This window comes from Methanolobus sp. WCC4 (assembly GCF_038022665.1).
GTDB lineage: Archaea > Halobacteriota > Methanosarcinia > Methanosarcinales > Methanosarcinaceae > Methanolobus.
Map to the genome: position 1 here is coordinate 935901 of NZ_CP150629.1, position 14782 is coordinate 950682.

Genomic DNA, 14782 nt, shown 5'->3' on the forward strand with positions numbered 1-14782 from the left:
TTTCTCTTAAATTCATATCAAAACATATGAAGAAAATGATCAACTCTTTTTTGCAACCACAACAAACCCATTGATCAGATTTCCAGTCCTCGTCACAAACGTATCCCTCTTGAAAAACTCCACCTCAAAACCATTCTCAATCAGCAAAAAAACAAGCTCCTTCTCAGTAAAATGATGAGCAACGTAAGCAACCTCTCCGGTCTTCTCATCATAAGCAAAGAATGAACCCTCTTCCTTTGTCATCGGCAGGTCTCTGATGTAGCGTTCGCGGTAGATCTGCGAATGCCAGGTCTGCCCGAAATCAGCAAGATAAAGGTAAGCTCCGGGTTTTAGCACCCTGTGCGCTTCCCTGATGATGCGTGCACGTTCCTCTTTTGACACTATAGTTGTCAGGAAGGCCTGCATTATCGCTACATCGAAGCTTGCGTCAGGAGATGGTAGATGTGTGGCATCGGTCCGGGCGAATAACGGACTTTGCGTGCACTCATATGATACTGAAGATGAAGATGCCATTTGAAGAGCTTCAGGATTGATGTCTACTCCTGTGACACAGAAGCCCTGAGATGCCAGGGGGATGCTCACTTTTCCGGTTCCGCAGCCGATATCAAGGATCTTGCAGTTGGGAAATGTGTACTCATAGAAGACCTGGTCTAGTTCTATTGTCGTGGGAATGTCTTTTCCCTTGATCAGTGACCATGAGGATGATTCATTTTTCATTGGAGTTGCTCCCGGACAGTTTTCCGTTTCTAATTGACCTGTGGACTATTTGAATACTCGGTGCTCAAGCGACAAATTTCCTCTAAGCAAACGTTTTACTATGTTAACGAAGACAACTCTTTCCATGGTGCAGATAGAAACCAGATGCATCTCAAAAACGAGATGTCTCATCTATACGATCCTCCTGTTCATCCTTGCAGGCATTTTTGAGATAGGTGGGGGATATCTCATCTGGCTCTGGGTACGGGAGAACAGGGATCTCAGTTTCGCAATTCTCGGGGCTGTCGTACTGTTCCTTTACGGGATCGTGCCTACCCTCCAGCCATCGCACTTCCACAGGATATACGCCACTTACGGAGGCATATTCGTGGTGATGTCTCTGCTCTGGGGATGGGTGTTCGACAGGATACCACCGGATATCTATGACATCATCGGTTGTGTTGTGATCCTCATTGGTGTTGCGATCATATTCTACTGGCCAAGGGAGGGTGAGGAATGATTAGCGAAGACATGATCTCCTTTGCAGCCATCTCTCTTGGGTTGTTCTTCCTTGCCGCCCTGTTTGAGATCGGTGGTGGCTATCTTGTCTGGTTGTGGCTGAGGGAGAAGAGAGGCATGATGCTGGGACTCATGGGTGGGGTCGTCCTTGCGATATACGGAATAATACCCACTTTCCAGCCAGCTCACTTTGGAAGGGTGTACGCTGCATATGGAGGGATCTTCATAGTCTCCTCGCTCATCTGGGGTAAGTTCGTTGACAGGACAGAGCCGGACAGGTATGAGGTGATCGGTGCTTTGATAGCACTTGTAGGCGTATTCATTATGTTCTATACTCCAAGGTAGAGCATCCACCTGAAAATATCACTGTGCAGAAGTGTGGTTTGGCTGCTTCTTAGCACCCAGTATCTGCTCGGCCTCACATCTGCATTCTTTCATAATAGTATCAGGTATCATCTTAATAGCAAGTATCAATGCGATTGGAATGAGGAGGATATCATCCATTACACCAATGACAGGGACAAAACTCGGAATAAGGTCAATGGGGCTTAGTATATAGATAGTAACAAAAGCTGCGAGTAACCTTGTATGGATCGGCAGATCAGAGCGTTTGCTGGCAATGGATAGCGTCTTTGTGTGCAATTGCAGCTTGTAGAACCGTTCCTTCAATATTGCTTTCAGGATGAACGTTATTATGCCCACTTAATCTGGCTCCCGGTTGTTTTACAGAAATTAATTAACTAATATTAGTTTTCAGAATTAATATATCGATCGGAACTAGAAATTGGCTTTATATAATTCTGGAGACAAAAGTACAAGGTATTATTCAAATCACTTATTTCTTCTTGTGGGAAAACGCCGGCTTTGCCGGACCCTTCGGGCTCATTCCGTATATTCATGACCCACGATAGATAATATCTCGATTCTGCCAGACATGAACAAACTGCTTAACCAACATTTTTAATATAATCGCCTGCTTTTCTAAGACTTAAATATATTACATATTATCCAATTTCAAAATCGAGGAACTTACGATGATCACTAAAGAAGAGGTAGAACACGTAGGCTGGCTCGCACGTATCGAGATCGATGCAAAAGAATCCGATGCGTATGCAGAGAAGCTAAACTCCGTACTGGACTATTTCGGGCAGCTCGATGAGGTCGACACCGAAGGCGTAGAGCCAACATACCACGTAGCGGACATTGTGAACGTGTTCAGGAAGGACGAAGTCACAGCATCGATGCCACAGGAAGAAGTGCTCGCGAACACCGAACACAAGCAGGAAGGAAACTTCAAGGCTCCGAAGATCATGTGAGGTGTGCAGAATGGCAGCATGGACAGACATTTCAGGCATCAGGCAGAGAATTGCAGACTCTTCAGCAGAAGAGGTCACAGCATCTTATATTGAGACCATCGGCAAGAGTAAGATAAACGGATTCACCACAGTCTCAGAAGAGGCTATCAACGCAGCTCGTGAGATAGATGCGAACGGTCACGAAGGACCACTTGCAGGTGTACCTATCGCGATCAAGGAGAACATTTCCACAAAGGGACTCTCCACAACCTGCTCATCAAAGATACTTCAGGGATATGTGCCACCATACGATGCACACGTCATCGAGAAGTTGAAGGAAGCAGGCGCAGTCATCATAGGAAAGACCAACATGGACGAGTTTGCCATGGGAACTTCCACCGAATCAAGCTACTACGGACCAACATTCAATCCATGGGATATGGACAGGGTTCCCGGAGGCTCTTCCGGTGGCAGTGCAGCAGTGGTTGCAGCAGGTGAGGTACCTGTATCACTTGGTTCTGATACCGGTGGATCGGTCAGGTGTCCGGCAGCATACTGTGGTGTGGTGGGACTCAAGCCAACCTACGGATGTATCTCAAGGTACGGACTCATCTCCTACGCTAACTCACTGGAGCAGATAGGTCCTCTTTCAACCAGCGTTGCAGACATCGCGACCATCATGGATGTTGTAGCAGGCTACGACAACAGGGACAGCACATCCATCAACAGGGAGAACACTTACAGCGATGCCCTGAAAGATGATGTGAACGGACTGAAGATTGGTGTACCTGAAGAGTACTTCGGAGAGGGCATCGATGAGAACGTCGAGAAGGCAGTGTGGGATTCCATCGCAAAGTTCGAGGACATGGGAGCAACCTACGAGAAGGTATCCATGCCACACACAAAATATGCCCTTGCATCATATTACATTATAGCCATGAGCGAGGCATCATCCAACCTTGCACGTTTTGACGGTACAAGATACGGATACCGCGTGGAAGGTGACAACTGGCACGTCATGGCATCAAAGACCCGTGCAGAAGGCTTCGGCGATGAGGTCAAGCGCAGGATATTGCTCGGAACCTACGCACTCTCGGCAGGTTACCACGACAAGTACTATCTTAAAGCACTCAAGGTAAGGACACTTGTGAAGCAGGACTTCGATAAGGCTCTGTCTAATGTTGACGTGCTTATGGCACCAACAATGCCTGCACCGGCATTCAAGATCGGTGAGAAGATAGATGACCCGCTTTCACTGTACCTTGCGGATGTCAACACAGTACCTATCAACCTTGCAGGTGTGCCATCCATCTCGGTTCCATGCGGACTTGCAGACGGAATGCCTGTGGGACTCCAGATAATAGGTAAGCACTTCGATGAGAATGCCATCATCAGGGCTGCTTACAGCTTCGAACAGAATACCGATCACAACAAGGCCAGACCTCCGGAGGTGGAATAATGGTATACGAGAACCCTGACGGAGTAAGGATCGGACTTGAGGTCCACGTCCAGCTCAACAAGCTCAACACAAAGCTGTTCTGTGGCTGTTCCACAGAATACCACGATTCCGAACCTAACACCCACGTATGTCCGGTATGTCTCGGACTTCCTGGATCACTGCCGGTTATCAACGAGAAGGCAGTGGAATATGCCATAAAGATAGGTCTTGCACTAAACTGCAGTATCGTGGAGCAGACCCAGTTCCACAGAAAGAACTACTACTACCCTGACCTTCCAAAGGGATTCCAGACGACCCAGTACGACTTCCCTATCGCAGGTGAAGGAAGGATCATCATCGAAGGTGAGGACGGGGAACATGTGGTAGGTATCACCCGTGCCCACATGGAAGAGGACCCCGGAAGGCTCCAGCACATGGGAAGCATTGACAGGTCCAAGGGTACACTGATTAACTACAACCGTTCAGGTATGACACTTATCGAGATCGTCAGTGAGCCGGACATGAGAAGCCCGAAGGAGGCAAGACGCTACCTTGACAAACTCAGGAGCATCCTCGACTACCTTGACGTATTCGACGGTGACCTTGAGGGTGCAATGAGGGTGGATGCCAACGTTTCCGTACACTGGGGAGAACGTGTCGAGGTCAAGAACATCTCATCCTTCAAGGGTGCTGAGAGGGCTCTTCTCTACGAGATAATGAGGCAGAAGAACCACATCAGACGTGGTGGCGAGATCGTACTGGAAACAAGGCACTTCGATGAGGCAAGAGGTGTGACAATTTCCATGCGTACCAAGGAAGAAGAACACGATTACCGCTACTTCCCTGAGCCTGACCTCGTACCACTGAGAGTTGCCGACCGTGTACCAAAGGTGCGTGAGACACTTCCTGAACTTCCTGATGCAAAGAGGGAGCGCTTCATGGAGCAGTACGGTCTTGGCGAGACCCATGCAAGGGCACTCACCACTGAGATAAAGGTGGCCAACTTCTTCGAAGAGGTAGCAGCAAAGGTCGACCCGAAGGATGCGGCTGTCTGGGTATCTGATATCCTCAAGGGTGAGCTCAACTACCGTGAACTCAGCATCGATGCGTTCACAGTAGAGGACATCGTCGCTGTTGTCGAACTCGTGACAGCTAACAAGATCACTGAAAAGAGTGCTGTTGAGATCATACGCACAGTCCTTGATGACGGCGGCAAGCCACAGGAGATCGTCGAAGCGAAAGGTCTTCTCAAGGTAGAGGACGATATCGTTGCAACAGCAGTGGATGAGGCGATTGCCGAGAACCCTGAGGCTGTAGCAGACTACCTTGGTGGAAAGGAAAAATCCCTGAACTTCCTTGTAGGTAAGGTCATGCAGAAGACAAAGGGCCGTGCTGATGCAAGAGAGGCAAGGGAAAAAGTGCTTGCGAAATTGAACGAGTGAATTTGAAACTAAAAAAGAATGGGGTTATTACCCCATTTACAACCTTTTTTCTTTTTTTTGACTAAAACCCACTTATAAGTGGCTCATTATTGGTAAGCACCTGATACTATCTATCTAAAGGTGATGTTCATCTACATTCGCAAGGAATGCCTCGCCACGTACTGTGATAACATAAGTCGTATCATCTTCTTTCTCGATGTATAGCGTATCCTCAAGCATATCGAGATTCAGCTTGGCCTGTACATCATTAAGGTCGAACTTTTCCTTGACCTCATCATAGGTCATCTTCCCTTCGCCCATAGCTTCAAGCATGTGCCTGCGGACCGGGTTTTGCATGGCTTTCAGACCTGCCCTGTGGTCCTCAGTTGGATTTCTCTTGAGCCTACCCTCTTTCTTCATCTTCTCGTACCATTCATCCCTTCTTTTCTTCAGGTCGTCCATAGATTCGTCCTTTGATTCAGGTTTGGTTTCAATACTGTCCAGGTAGTCTTCGCCGCGTGGTGTGATGACGTAGGTATTCTCATCCTCTTTTTCAACGTACAGTGTATCCTCGAGCATTCCAAGATGAAGCTTCAGTGGCATGTTGTCAAGGTTGAACTCGGCCTTCAGTTCGTCGAATGTCATCTTCTTTTCATTCAGGCTTTTGATGATATTCCTTCTGACAGGATTCTGCAGGGTCTTCAGTTTTGCGTCATGCTCCTCTTTAGGATCCCTCTTGAGCTTGCCCTCTTTTTTAACTCTCTCGTACCATTCCTGTCTTCTTTGTTCCTTATCATCATTTGTCATACCAATCATTCATTATTAATGATGATATTTCATAAATAGTTATTCCTGAGAATGGATATTCCGGCAGCAATATTTATACCCTGAAAGGTCGTGTCAGGACTATCTGATGGGGCAGGAAAACTGGCATGAATTTGCCAAAACAATTATATGTTTTGAGCATCATGTAAGCAGCCTATCATTCTAATTCATATACATATTACAATCATTAAGGTGAAAAATAATGGCAAGATTCCCGGAAGCTGAACACAGGATACTGATCAAGAAGATCTGTATGGATTGCAATGCACGCAATGCAGTACGTGCAACAAGATGCAGGAAATGCGGTAGCAAAGACCTGCGTATGAAATCCAAGGAAACAAGAGGCTGATCTTCTTATGCAAGTGGAAGAGTACCTTAACAACATTGTTGAAAAAGAGGGTACAGTTCACTTGACACTTATCGACCCGGCATCACAGACACCGGATGAGGCAGCAGAGATTGCTCGCGCTGCAGCAGAAGGTGGGACGGATGCTATCATGGTCGGAGGTTCCACTGGAGCCGGAGGAGTGGTCCTTGACCAGACACTCCTTAAGATAAAAGAGAAGACAGATAAGCCTACAATATTGTTCCCGGGTAATGCGGCAGGTGTCAGCAGATATGCAGACGCTATTTTCTTCATGAGCCTGCTCAATTCCCGTGATATAAATTTCGTCACCACCAATCAGGCAATGGGTGCTCCGATCGTTTACAAGAGCGGAATAGAACCCATCTCCATGGGCTACATAATAGTAGAGCCAGGAGGAACCGTTGGATGGGTGGGTGACGCAAAGCTCATACCAAAACACAAACCTGAACTTGCAGTGGCATTTGCACTTGCAGGAAAGTACCTTGGTATGCACTACACCTATCTTGAGGCAGGTTCCGGTGCAGATGCGCCTGTGACCCCTGAGATGATAGGTGCGGTAAAACATGTCCTTGGAGACAACAAACTTATCGTTGGTGGCGGAATACGTGACGGGGAAACCGCAAAGCTCTGTGCCATGGCAGGGGCAGATATGATCGTCACAGGAACCGTCCTTGAGGAGAGTTCTAACGTCACTGCAAAGATAGAAGAACTCGTATCAGCGATAAAGAAGTAATTGAAGGAACACCTTTTTCCCTTTATTCTTTTCAGACCTGAACCACCCACGGAGGTTTGATGATGCTTGAAGTATGCAATATCGTAAAAGAGTACGAACTCAATAACGAAAGAAAGAGAGTTCTGGATGATGTAAGCTTCACTGTTGCAGATGGAGAGATACTTGGTATCACCGGTAAGAGTGGCAGTGGAAAGACCACTATACTTAAGATCCTCAGAGGGATCGAGGACTTTGATTCAGGCTACTTCGAAGTAGATGGCGAAAGGGTAGAACCCGGCGCGGACCGGGAAAAACTCAAGTTCCTTGTGAACAATAGTGCAATACACCTCCAGCGTAATTTCGGACTCTGGAACGGTCCTGCTGTTGAGAATATTATCCGCAGGCTCAATTACCTGACCGAGGGTCATGAAGGATTGCCTGAACCTGAAGCCTTCAATTATGATAATCTGCACGAAGAGGCCATGTATTATATGCGCCTTGTAAAACTTGAGGAAAAGGCACAGCATTCATCCAATCTGTTAAGCGGAGGCGAGAAACAGAGGCTCGTACTTGCCCGTCAGCTTGCAGCAAAACCACGACTTCTACTCCTTGATGAACCGGTAACAATGACAGACCCCGGTACAAAGCAGGAGATGCTCGATGTCATCAAGAACATCAAAAAAGAGCTCAACATTCCTATCATTGTAGTATCACATCTCCCAGAGATCCACATGTATCTTGCAGACAGGGTGCTCTATCTTGAAGATGGCGCTATCGTAGAGACAGGTGAGGCTGAAAAGGTACTGAAACACTTCCTGAAGGACATAAAGGAAAAAACCGGTCTGTCCGAAGTCAAAGAGAAGGAACCTGTTATCAAAGTAAGAGGTCTTTCCAATCGTTTTGCACTTCTGAGGGTCGGGGAGGTGCTGAAGTTCGAGGACCTTTCACTTGATATCAATAAGGGAGAGATCACTGCACTCATCGGACCATCAGGCTCCGGCAAGACCACACTCCTAAAGATGATAGAGGGCCTGAGATATCCAAAGGAAGGAGATATCACTTACCTTCACAATGGTGAGTGGCTGAACATAATCGAGTTCACTCTACAGCGCCTGAACCTTCGCAGGAAGATGAGCATCATGCATCAGGAGTTCACCCTTTCTCCGCATTCAACTGTCAGGGAGCAGCTTGCTTTCAAGCTCCGCCTGAAGGGTGAAGGTTCACTGGAATATGCAAGGGAGAAAGCTGCCGAGATGGGTATCTCGGATGAGAGCCTTGACACGCTTTTCAAGCTGACTGAAGTTGCCGAAGAGGAGAAGGACAAGTCCCTCAGGGAAATGGGTCTCACGATCGATATCTATTCAAAGCTCTTCCCGGTTATAACAAAGGACACTGTGGATGAACATGCAGCAGAGGTATTCGAAGCCCTTGACCTTCCAATGTCCGTGCTGGATAAGACTCCTTATCAGATAAGTGGTGGCGAGCATGTGAGGGCATACATTGCACTTGCGCTTGTATCACGTCCTGAGATCCTGATGCTCGACGAGCCTTTCGGGGATCTTGATCCTGTAACACTCAGGGATGTGACAAATTCCCTGAAGAACATAAACAGGAAGTTCGGAACTACCATAGTGTTCGTGAGCCATCACACTGATTTTGTGAAAGAGGCTGCACACAGGGCTATCCTTCTGGATTCTGCGAAGATCGTTATGGACGGGGAACCGGATGAGGTTTGTGACAGGCTCATCGAGATGTCCCATGCAGTATATCTGGAACATGATATCAGTGAACTCGTTGAGAACTGAGTATCATTCCTTTTTTGGATAACCTGTTATTGTTAGCTTTTAAATACCCATTTTCGTTCTTTGATAACCCTTAGCTTGCGGCATCGACTGATCGGTCCATAATAAGATATTTATCATAACACCTGCTAACTTATCATTGGAGGTTTAATATGAAAGATGCTAATGATATCGCAGAGATCATGAAAAAGGTAGGTCTTTTTGGAATCGGTCTGTGGGCACTTACAGAAGAGAAGATCCAGGACATTGCAGATGACCTTATCGAGAACGGGGAGATGAAGAAGGAAGAGGGTAAGCAATTCGTTCGTGACGTGGTCGAGGAGCAGAAGAAACAGAAGGAAGATATGGAGAAGAAGATATCCTCCAAGGTCCAGGAAACCATCAGCAAGGCGGATGTCGCAACAAAGGATGAGGTCAGTGAGCTCAAGGATATCATCAAGAGCCTCGAAGCTAAGATCGATAAGCTCACAGGTTCAGAAGAAGATAATGAGTGATAAACACTTTTAGAGAACCAGTCCGGAGGTTTTATCTTTAGCAAAAATACTAACCTCTTTCTGAGTTTTTCCAAAATAATCTACTCCATTTTTTTTGAACAGGAAGAAGCAGATCCTGATACTAAGCTTGACGAATGGACCATTCTTCCTGAACAACCCAGGGTAGGGGATGTACTGGATATAAAAGGACAGACGAATCCCCGGGAGAAAATAGGGATGAGTGTTTCATTCACTGTGAATGTCCCTGTTATAGATAATGAGTACAGTTATGTTTTCGAGGATATCAATATACCAGGTGGAAGTAACAGTTTTCAGGTCAGGTCACAAATGGTGGATGACCTTCATTTTGTAGTTCGAATGTTCGTCGATTTCAGGCGAAGCTTTGATGCTTCAGATGGAGTGGCCGAATTCTTTGAAAAGAATGTACCAGCGGGTAATTATGAGATTGCCATTGAGGGAACTGCCAGGGAAGGGGAAGAATCGGTCAGACTTGACTTTGTTGCAGGTCAGACCATTCGTGCAGATGGAGAGGGTAACTTTCATCATGAATATGATACCAGTTCCCTTCCGGAAGGAAGTTTCACTGTGAAGATAGGTGATGTTGAAAAAGTGATCCAGCTATTGCCTTCGAATTCCGGGAATTAGAAAAAGAAAGGATTAAAGGGAATCACATTCCCTTTGAAACCATTAGTTTAATAAAATCTGTGGATTCCATTACCGGTACACTGTCTATTATGCATATGTCCGACCATGGCAGATTGAATTCAGCATATGCTTCTGCACTGTCTGCTTCATAAAGGATGAAATATCTTCCTCCGTTGAGGTCGACCCATTGGTTTATGACGTTTATACCTGCAGGTGGTTTCAATTTCTTGAAATGCTCTATTACCTTTTCACTATCCCTTGGCTCCCACGAACTAATATCAAAAAATAACATATTTTCTCACTCCTTTTCCTGTTATTCTCCAGATTTCTTCCAGGTGGATCCTGGACACTAATATTTTGGATAATGAACTTATATAACTGTTACTCTATTCTCGTATTTATTCCCAGAATTGAATATCGACGATAATTTAATAATAAAGACGGTCCTAAATTAATACATCTAAAAAAAGATTAAAGTACAAAGGACCATCATGAAACCCCGGAAGATCCATAGGTATTCAATGATCAAAAGGTATGGAAAGATCGTTGATGCTCTTGTCAAGTACGAGTTCGGTCATATAGCTGACCGGATGGGTATCGGGGATATAAGGTCTTTGAGATCAAGGCTGAAAAAGCAGGAAAAGGTCCATAAGGACACAGATTCGGGTCCGAAGAAAGCACGACTGATGCTTGAAGAACTTGGGCCCACTTACATAAAGCTTGGCCAGATACTGAGTATGCGTCAGGATCTGATCCCTCCTGATTATGCCAATGAGTTCTCGAAACTTCAGGATGATGTCCAGCCTTTTGGAATGGAAGAGGTTGAAAGGCTTATCAAAGACGAGCTGGGTTCGGATATAGCCGATATTTTCCTGTGCTTTGAAGAAGAACCGATAGCTGCTGCTTCTATAGGTCAGGTGCATCGTGCGAAACTGATGACCGGGGAGGATGTGGTTGTCAAGGTCCAGCGACCCGGTATCATGAAGATCATCAAGGCCGACCTGGATATAATTTACAGTATAGCGGCCTTTGCAGAGGAACATCTGCCGGAGGCGAAACTATATCGGCCTGTTGAGATAGTCGAGGAGTTCGAACGGTCCATCAAAGCCGAGATGGACTATACACAGGAAGGGAGGAACGCTGACCACTTTGCCCGCAATTTCCGTGAACATCCCCGGATATATATCCCGAAGGTGTACTGGGACCATTCCAGCGAAAAGGTGCTGACACTGGAATACATCGATGGTGTAAAATGTAATTCCTTCGGGGAACTGGAGAGGATGGGAGTTGACCGGACGGAGGTTGCCACTGAGGTTCTGAAGGCCTTCATGAAGCAGGTGTATGAAGATGGTTTCTTCCATGCGGACCTGCATCCGGGAAATGTTTTCATAATGAAGGATGGTATGATAGCTCTCCTTGATTTCGGAATGGCCGGTTTCCTTTCCAGGGATATGCGTGATCTTCTTATTGATGATCTTATAGCAATAACGAAAGGTGACACTATACTCTACATTGAACTTCTGAGGGACTTCGGTTCTATCGGTGATGATGTGGATCTGGCATCTTTGAAGATAGATATCGATCATCTTCTGTACAAGTACTATGGAAGGCCTATCAGGCAGTTGAACACTGCTCTTATCCTCGAGGAGATGATAGGTCTGCTGAGGAAATATCAGGTAAGGGTTCCTGCTAACGTGGCCCTGCTCTCAAAGGGTGCGATGACCGCAGAAGGCTTCAGCAGTGTAATGGACCCTGGTGTCAATCTCAGTCTTATCGCGGAACCTTTTGCCAGGAAGGCGATAAAGGACCGTATGCGTCTGACGAATATCGCAAACAGTGCGTACAGGGATTATAGTAACTGGACCCGTATCCTTCACAAGGCGCCCATGCAGATCTCCCATATCCTTGAGATCGCTGAAAGAGGTTACCTGAAACTGCGCTTCGAACCTCATGGTTTTGACAGGGTAGTTGCAGAGATAGATGCTGCAAGCAACCGCCTTTCGTTCAGTCTTATCATCTCAGCGATCATCGTGGGTTCTTCACTGATCATCCAGACCGGAATGGAGCCACATGTGTGGGGAGTGCCATTGCTTGGTGTGATGGGTTTTTTGATGGCAGGCTTCCTTGGAATGTGGCTTGTGATCTATATACTCCGTACCGGAAGGATCTGATACGAACAGTATATCTTAAATAGACCTAGAATGTAAGTAGTACGCCGTTTAGATGTCCACGGACAAACATCTTCGGGTGAAAATATGACAGATCCAAACATTGAGAGAAAGCTTGTTGAGATCATGCGGATCATCAGTGAGAGCGATAAGCCTCTGGGTGCTCGCCTCATAGCTGATGAGCTCCATAATCGTGGTTATGCCATCGGAGAGCGGGCTGTAAGGTATCATTTGCGGATACTTGATGAGCGCGGTTTCACTAAAAAGCATGGCTACATAGGGCGTACCATCACCGAGCGTGGTAAGAAGGAACTGAATGACGCTCTGATAAGTGACCGTTTTGGATTCGTTATCACGAGGATCGAGGAGCTGATCTATAAGGCCGACTACAATGTGGACACGGGCAAAGGCAATGTCATTGTCAATATTACAAATATCGATAAGGACGATTATGATAATGCCACTGAGGTCATAAGGTATGCAATGGATCACGGCGCAACCATCAGTCCCAGGGTTGGCATCATCGAGGAAGACACCGATCTTGACATATACGTGCCTGAAGGTAAAGTTGCCGTTGCAACAGTATGCAGTATAACCTTCGATGGTCTTCTTCTGAACAGTGGTATTCCTGTTGTTCCTGTCTATGGTGGACTTATGGAGATCGCGGACCATTCTCCTGCTGGTTTCCTTGACCTGATATCGTATAATGGAACATCCATTGACCCGATAAAGATCTTCCTCCGGCGTAAAGCGACCTCGATACTTGAGGCTATCGAGACCGGCAATGGTAAGATGCTTGCCAATGTTCGCCAGATCCCTGCCTCTGCTGCAAAGCGGGCTGAGGAAATACTGGATATAGCAGGCAAACATGACATAAGTGGTCACCTGGCTATCGGAGAACCTGATGAAGATGTGCTTTTTGCACCAATAGAAAGAGGAAAGATAGGCATTCCTGTAATGGTGGGTATAAATTCCGTTGCTGCTGTTGAAGAAGCAGGTATCCCTGTTGAGACGAACCCTGTCTCAGCTGTGATGGAATACAGTAAGATGAAAAAGCTTTGAAGCGCTTTTCGTTTTTTAAATTTACTTTTTCTTAATATTAATTTACTTTTACCAATAGCCGGTCGAAGCTGTGAGCTTTGTTTTTGAATCTGTTTGCCGGATGCTTTCTGAAACATCCGTGTTCAGTGTATCTGGCGGACCACAATACAGATATATAATTGTGTGATATTTCCTCAAATAATTAATAATTTAAAACTTATTTTTCAATAAGTGTGTGGTCATTGTTCCCTACACTGGATAACTATGAAAGGGGTTAGATGAAAGCAGGATATGTACTTCTATTATTGTTATTGATCGGAATATTTCTGATGCAATCTCTGTATGTCGGTAAAGAAGTGAAGGGTGGTATATTCCCTCCTAAAGATTGCAGAATTACATTTGAACAGGCACAAGAGATTACAAATAATAGTATTCTGGTTCCTTCGTACCTGCCTGATGGGTACAAAATGCAAAGTGCATGTCTGGTAAATGGAACATCTGATCATCCTGATTTTACCGGCTATTCCCAGCTGATCTATACAAACGAAAACAGTTCTTTTTCTGTAACAGAGGATTTCTCCGGGACAAAGGAATTCACATTCGAAGCACCAGCATCAGATGATGATGTGGAAGTTGAAAAGATTACAATAGGCGGGCATGAAGGAGAATTGAGGACAATACGTGACGAGGTAATGAGAATTAACTGGTATATCGATGGCATCAGTGTCTCAGTTTCATCTCATTTCCTGGAAAAGAATGAACTGATCAGAATTGCAGAATCCGTAAAATGAAATTATGGTGTGGATAAAATGAGAACAAAGTTATTGGTGATATTGTTATTGATGGGAGCTGTTTTGTTAAGCTCCGGTTGTACGGGGTATAAAGTTACATCTGATTCCATTAATTCCAAAGGAGTAGGGGTAAATGAAGATTCAATGAAGGTCTATACAAGTGAGAAAGTGGAACTGGAGCAGGCACAAGAAGCTACGAACAATAATTTGTTAATTCCTTCCTACCTGCCGGATGGATATGAACTGGAACGTGTGTATCTGGTAGATAAAAGGAATGAGATAAAATTCACCGGCTATGTTTCACTGGAATGCTCCAATGGAGAAAATACTCTTTTTGTAGATGAGGATTTCTCTGAGAAAATGGAACTCACATTCGAAGATCCAGAACCCGATGATGATGTGGAAGTTGAGATCATCACAATAGGCGGACATGAGGGTGAACTCAGGATCATCCAGGGGACGCTAATGGAGCTTATCTGGGATATTGATGGTATCAGGGTCTCTGTTTCATCCACTGTCCTTGAAAAGAGTGAACTGATCAGAATTGCGGAATCCGTAGAGTAAAAAG

18 protein-coding genes are annotated in these 14782 nt (G+C 45.7%); 14 read left to right on the forward strand and 4 right to left on the reverse strand.

The genetic code is table 11. From position 1 onward, the window contains the following. Positions 1-39: 39 nt before the first annotated feature. Positions 40-717, reverse strand: a complete 678-nt coding sequence (locus V7O63_RS04715) for a class I SAM-dependent methyltransferase (RefSeq protein WP_340820358.1) — start codon at positions 715-717, stop codon at positions 40-42. A 100-nt stretch (positions 718-817) separates the two neighbouring features. On the opposite strand from V7O63_RS04715, the gene V7O63_RS04720 reads away from it, so the two are divergent. After that, positions 818-1216, forward strand: coding sequence for a YnfA family protein (locus V7O63_RS04720; protein WP_340820359.1), 399 nt, complete (start codon positions 818-820; stop codon positions 1214-1216). Next, positions 1213-1560 (forward strand): YnfA family protein, encoded by a 348-nt coding sequence (locus tag V7O63_RS04725; RefSeq protein ID WP_340820360.1) that lies wholly within the window; start codon positions 1213-1215, stop codon positions 1558-1560. The genes V7O63_RS04720 and V7O63_RS04725 overlap by 4 nt, the downstream gene beginning before the upstream one ends. Positions 1561-1578: 18 nt before the next feature. On the opposite strand, the gene V7O63_RS04730 is transcribed toward V7O63_RS04725, so the two are convergent. After that, positions 1579-1917, reverse strand: coding sequence for a YkvA family protein (locus tag V7O63_RS04730; RefSeq protein WP_340820361.1), 339 nt, complete (start codon positions 1915-1917; stop codon positions 1579-1581). 332 nt (positions 1918-2249) lie between these two features. Here V7O63_RS04730 and gatC point away from each other — a divergent pair, with 332 nt between their 5' ends. The 3 genes from gatC to gatB are packed head-to-tail and all read left to right on the forward strand — an operon-like array spanning position 2250 to position 5390. Further along, a complete protein-coding gene (gene gatC, locus V7O63_RS04735) occupies positions 2250-2531 on the forward strand; it encodes an Asp-tRNA(Asn)/Glu-tRNA(Gln) amidotransferase subunit GatC (RefSeq protein WP_340820362.1) in 282 nt (93 codons plus the stop codon). Between the two features lie 10 nt (positions 2532-2541). Continuing rightward, positions 2542-3969, forward strand: coding sequence for an Asp-tRNA(Asn)/Glu-tRNA(Gln) amidotransferase subunit GatA (gene gatA, locus V7O63_RS04740; RefSeq protein WP_340820363.1), 1428 nt, complete (start codon positions 2542-2544; stop codon positions 3967-3969). Next, positions 3969-5390, forward strand: a complete 1422-nt coding sequence (gene gatB, locus V7O63_RS04745; protein WP_340820364.1) for an Asp-tRNA(Asn)/Glu-tRNA(Gln) amidotransferase subunit GatB — start codon at positions 3969-3971, stop codon at positions 5388-5390. The genes gatA and gatB overlap by 1 nt, the downstream gene beginning before the upstream one ends. Before the next feature lie 114 nt (positions 5391-5504). Here gatB and V7O63_RS04750 read toward each other — a convergent pair whose 3' ends face one another. Beyond that, on the reverse strand, positions 5505-6176 hold the full coding sequence (locus tag V7O63_RS04750) for a winged helix-turn-helix domain-containing protein (RefSeq protein ID WP_340820365.1): 672 nt from the start codon (positions 6174-6176) through the stop codon (positions 5505-5507). 220 nt (positions 6177-6396) lie between these two features. Here V7O63_RS04750 and V7O63_RS04755 point away from each other — a divergent pair, with 220 nt between their 5' ends. The 5 genes from V7O63_RS04755 (at position 6397) to V7O63_RS04775 (ending at position 10214) form a co-directional block, all read left to right on the forward strand. After that, positions 6397-6543, forward strand: a complete 147-nt coding sequence (locus V7O63_RS04755) for a 50S ribosomal protein L40e (RefSeq protein ID WP_340820366.1) — start codon at positions 6397-6399, stop codon at positions 6541-6543. 7 nt (positions 6544-6550) lie between these two features. Next, the gene (locus V7O63_RS04760; protein ID WP_340820367.1) at positions 6551-7294 is read left to right on the forward strand and encodes a geranylgeranylglyceryl/heptaprenylglyceryl phosphate synthase; all 744 of its coding nucleotides are present in this window, start codon (positions 6551-6553) and stop codon (positions 7292-7294) included. A 62-nt stretch (positions 7295-7356) separates the two neighbouring features. Beyond that, positions 7357-9078 (forward strand): ABC transporter ATP-binding protein, encoded by a 1722-nt coding sequence (locus V7O63_RS04765; RefSeq protein WP_340820793.1) that lies wholly within the window; start codon positions 7357-7359, stop codon positions 9076-9078. 149 nt (positions 9079-9227) lie between these two features. Beyond that, positions 9228-9569 (forward strand): hypothetical protein, encoded by a 342-nt coding sequence (locus V7O63_RS04770; protein WP_340820368.1) that lies wholly within the window; start codon positions 9228-9230, stop codon positions 9567-9569. Positions 9570-9785: 216 nt separating this feature from the next. Then, complete coding sequence (locus tag V7O63_RS04775) at positions 9786-10214, forward strand: hypothetical protein (protein WP_340820369.1); 429 nt, start codon at positions 9786-9788, stop codon at positions 10212-10214. A gap of 22 nt (positions 10215-10236) precedes the next feature. On the opposite strand, the gene V7O63_RS04780 is transcribed toward V7O63_RS04775, so the two are convergent. Beyond that, entirely contained in the window at positions 10237-10506 is a 270-nt protein-coding gene (locus tag V7O63_RS04780; protein WP_340820370.1) for a DUF3303 family protein, read from the reverse strand. Between the two features lie 199 nt (positions 10507-10705). Here V7O63_RS04780 and V7O63_RS04785 point away from each other — a divergent pair, with 199 nt between their 5' ends. From V7O63_RS04785 to V7O63_RS04800, 4 genes are all read left to right on the forward strand, one after another. Further along, positions 10706-12385 carry an AarF/ABC1/UbiB kinase family protein gene (locus V7O63_RS04785; RefSeq protein ID WP_340820371.1) on the forward strand — a complete coding sequence of 560 codons (1680 nt, stop codon included), beginning with the start codon at positions 10706-10708 and terminating at the stop codon, positions 12383-12385. Positions 12386-12469: 84 nt separating this feature from the next. Beyond that, on the forward strand, positions 12470-13444 hold the full coding sequence (locus V7O63_RS04790; protein WP_340820372.1) for a DUF128 domain-containing protein: 975 nt from the start codon (positions 12470-12472) through the stop codon (positions 13442-13444). A gap of 308 nt (positions 13445-13752) precedes the next feature. Then, positions 13753-14214 (forward strand): DUF4367 domain-containing protein, encoded by a 462-nt coding sequence (locus V7O63_RS04795; RefSeq protein ID WP_340820794.1) that lies wholly within the window; start codon positions 13753-13755, stop codon positions 14212-14214. Between the two features lie 18 nt (positions 14215-14232). Then, positions 14233-14778, forward strand: a complete 546-nt coding sequence (locus V7O63_RS04800) for a DUF4367 domain-containing protein (protein WP_340820373.1) — start codon at positions 14233-14235, stop codon at positions 14776-14778. Positions 14779-14782 lie beyond the last annotated feature (4 nt).

Excerpts from the sequence above, each read along its gene's own strand:
- V7O63_RS04715 (WP_340820358.1), bottom strand. The coding sequence starts at position 717 with ATGAAAAATGAATCATCCTCATGGTCACTGATCAAGGGAAAAGACATT.
- V7O63_RS04720 (WP_340820359.1), top strand. The coding sequence starts at position 818 with ATGTTAACGAAGACAACTCTTTCCATGGTGCAGATAGAAACCAGATGC.
- V7O63_RS04725 (WP_340820360.1), top strand. The coding sequence starts at position 1,213 with ATGATTAGCGAAGACATGATCTCCTTTGCAGCCATCTCTCTTGGGTTG.
- gatC (WP_340820362.1), top strand. The coding sequence starts at position 2,250 with ATGATCACTAAAGAAGAGGTAGAACACGTAGGCTGGCTCGCACGTATC.
- gatA (WP_340820363.1), top strand. The coding sequence starts at position 2,542 with ATGGCAGCATGGACAGACATTTCAGGCATCAGGCAGAGAATTGCAGAC.
- gatB (WP_340820364.1), top strand. The coding sequence starts at position 3,969 with ATGGTATACGAGAACCCTGACGGAGTAAGGATCGGACTTGAGGTCCAC.
- V7O63_RS04750 (WP_340820365.1), bottom strand. The coding sequence starts at position 6,176 with ATGACAAATGATGATAAGGAACAAAGAAGACAGGAATGGTACGAGAGA.
- V7O63_RS04755 (WP_340820366.1), top strand. The coding sequence starts at position 6,397 with ATGGCAAGATTCCCGGAAGCTGAACACAGGATACTGATCAAGAAGATC.
- V7O63_RS04760 (WP_340820367.1), top strand. The coding sequence starts at position 6,551 with ATGCAAGTGGAAGAGTACCTTAACAACATTGTTGAAAAAGAGGGTACA.
- V7O63_RS04765 (WP_340820793.1), top strand. The coding sequence starts at position 7,357 with ATGCTTGAAGTATGCAATATCGTAAAAGAGTACGAACTCAATAACGAA.
- V7O63_RS04770 (WP_340820368.1), top strand. The coding sequence starts at position 9,228 with ATGAAAGATGCTAATGATATCGCAGAGATCATGAAAAAGGTAGGTCTT.
- V7O63_RS04775 (WP_340820369.1), top strand. The coding sequence starts at position 9,786 with ATGAGTGTTTCATTCACTGTGAATGTCCCTGTTATAGATAATGAGTAC.
- V7O63_RS04780 (WP_340820370.1), bottom strand. The coding sequence starts at position 10,506 with ATGTTATTTTTTGATATTAGTTCGTGGGAGCCAAGGGATAGTGAAAAG.
- V7O63_RS04785 (WP_340820371.1), top strand. The coding sequence starts at position 10,706 with ATGAAACCCCGGAAGATCCATAGGTATTCAATGATCAAAAGGTATGGA.
- V7O63_RS04790 (WP_340820372.1), top strand. The coding sequence starts at position 12,470 with ATGACAGATCCAAACATTGAGAGAAAGCTTGTTGAGATCATGCGGATC.
- V7O63_RS04795 (WP_340820794.1), top strand. The coding sequence starts at position 13,753 with ATGCAATCTCTGTATGTCGGTAAAGAAGTGAAGGGTGGTATATTCCCT.
- V7O63_RS04800 (WP_340820373.1), top strand. The coding sequence starts at position 14,233 with ATGAGAACAAAGTTATTGGTGATATTGTTATTGATGGGAGCTGTTTTG.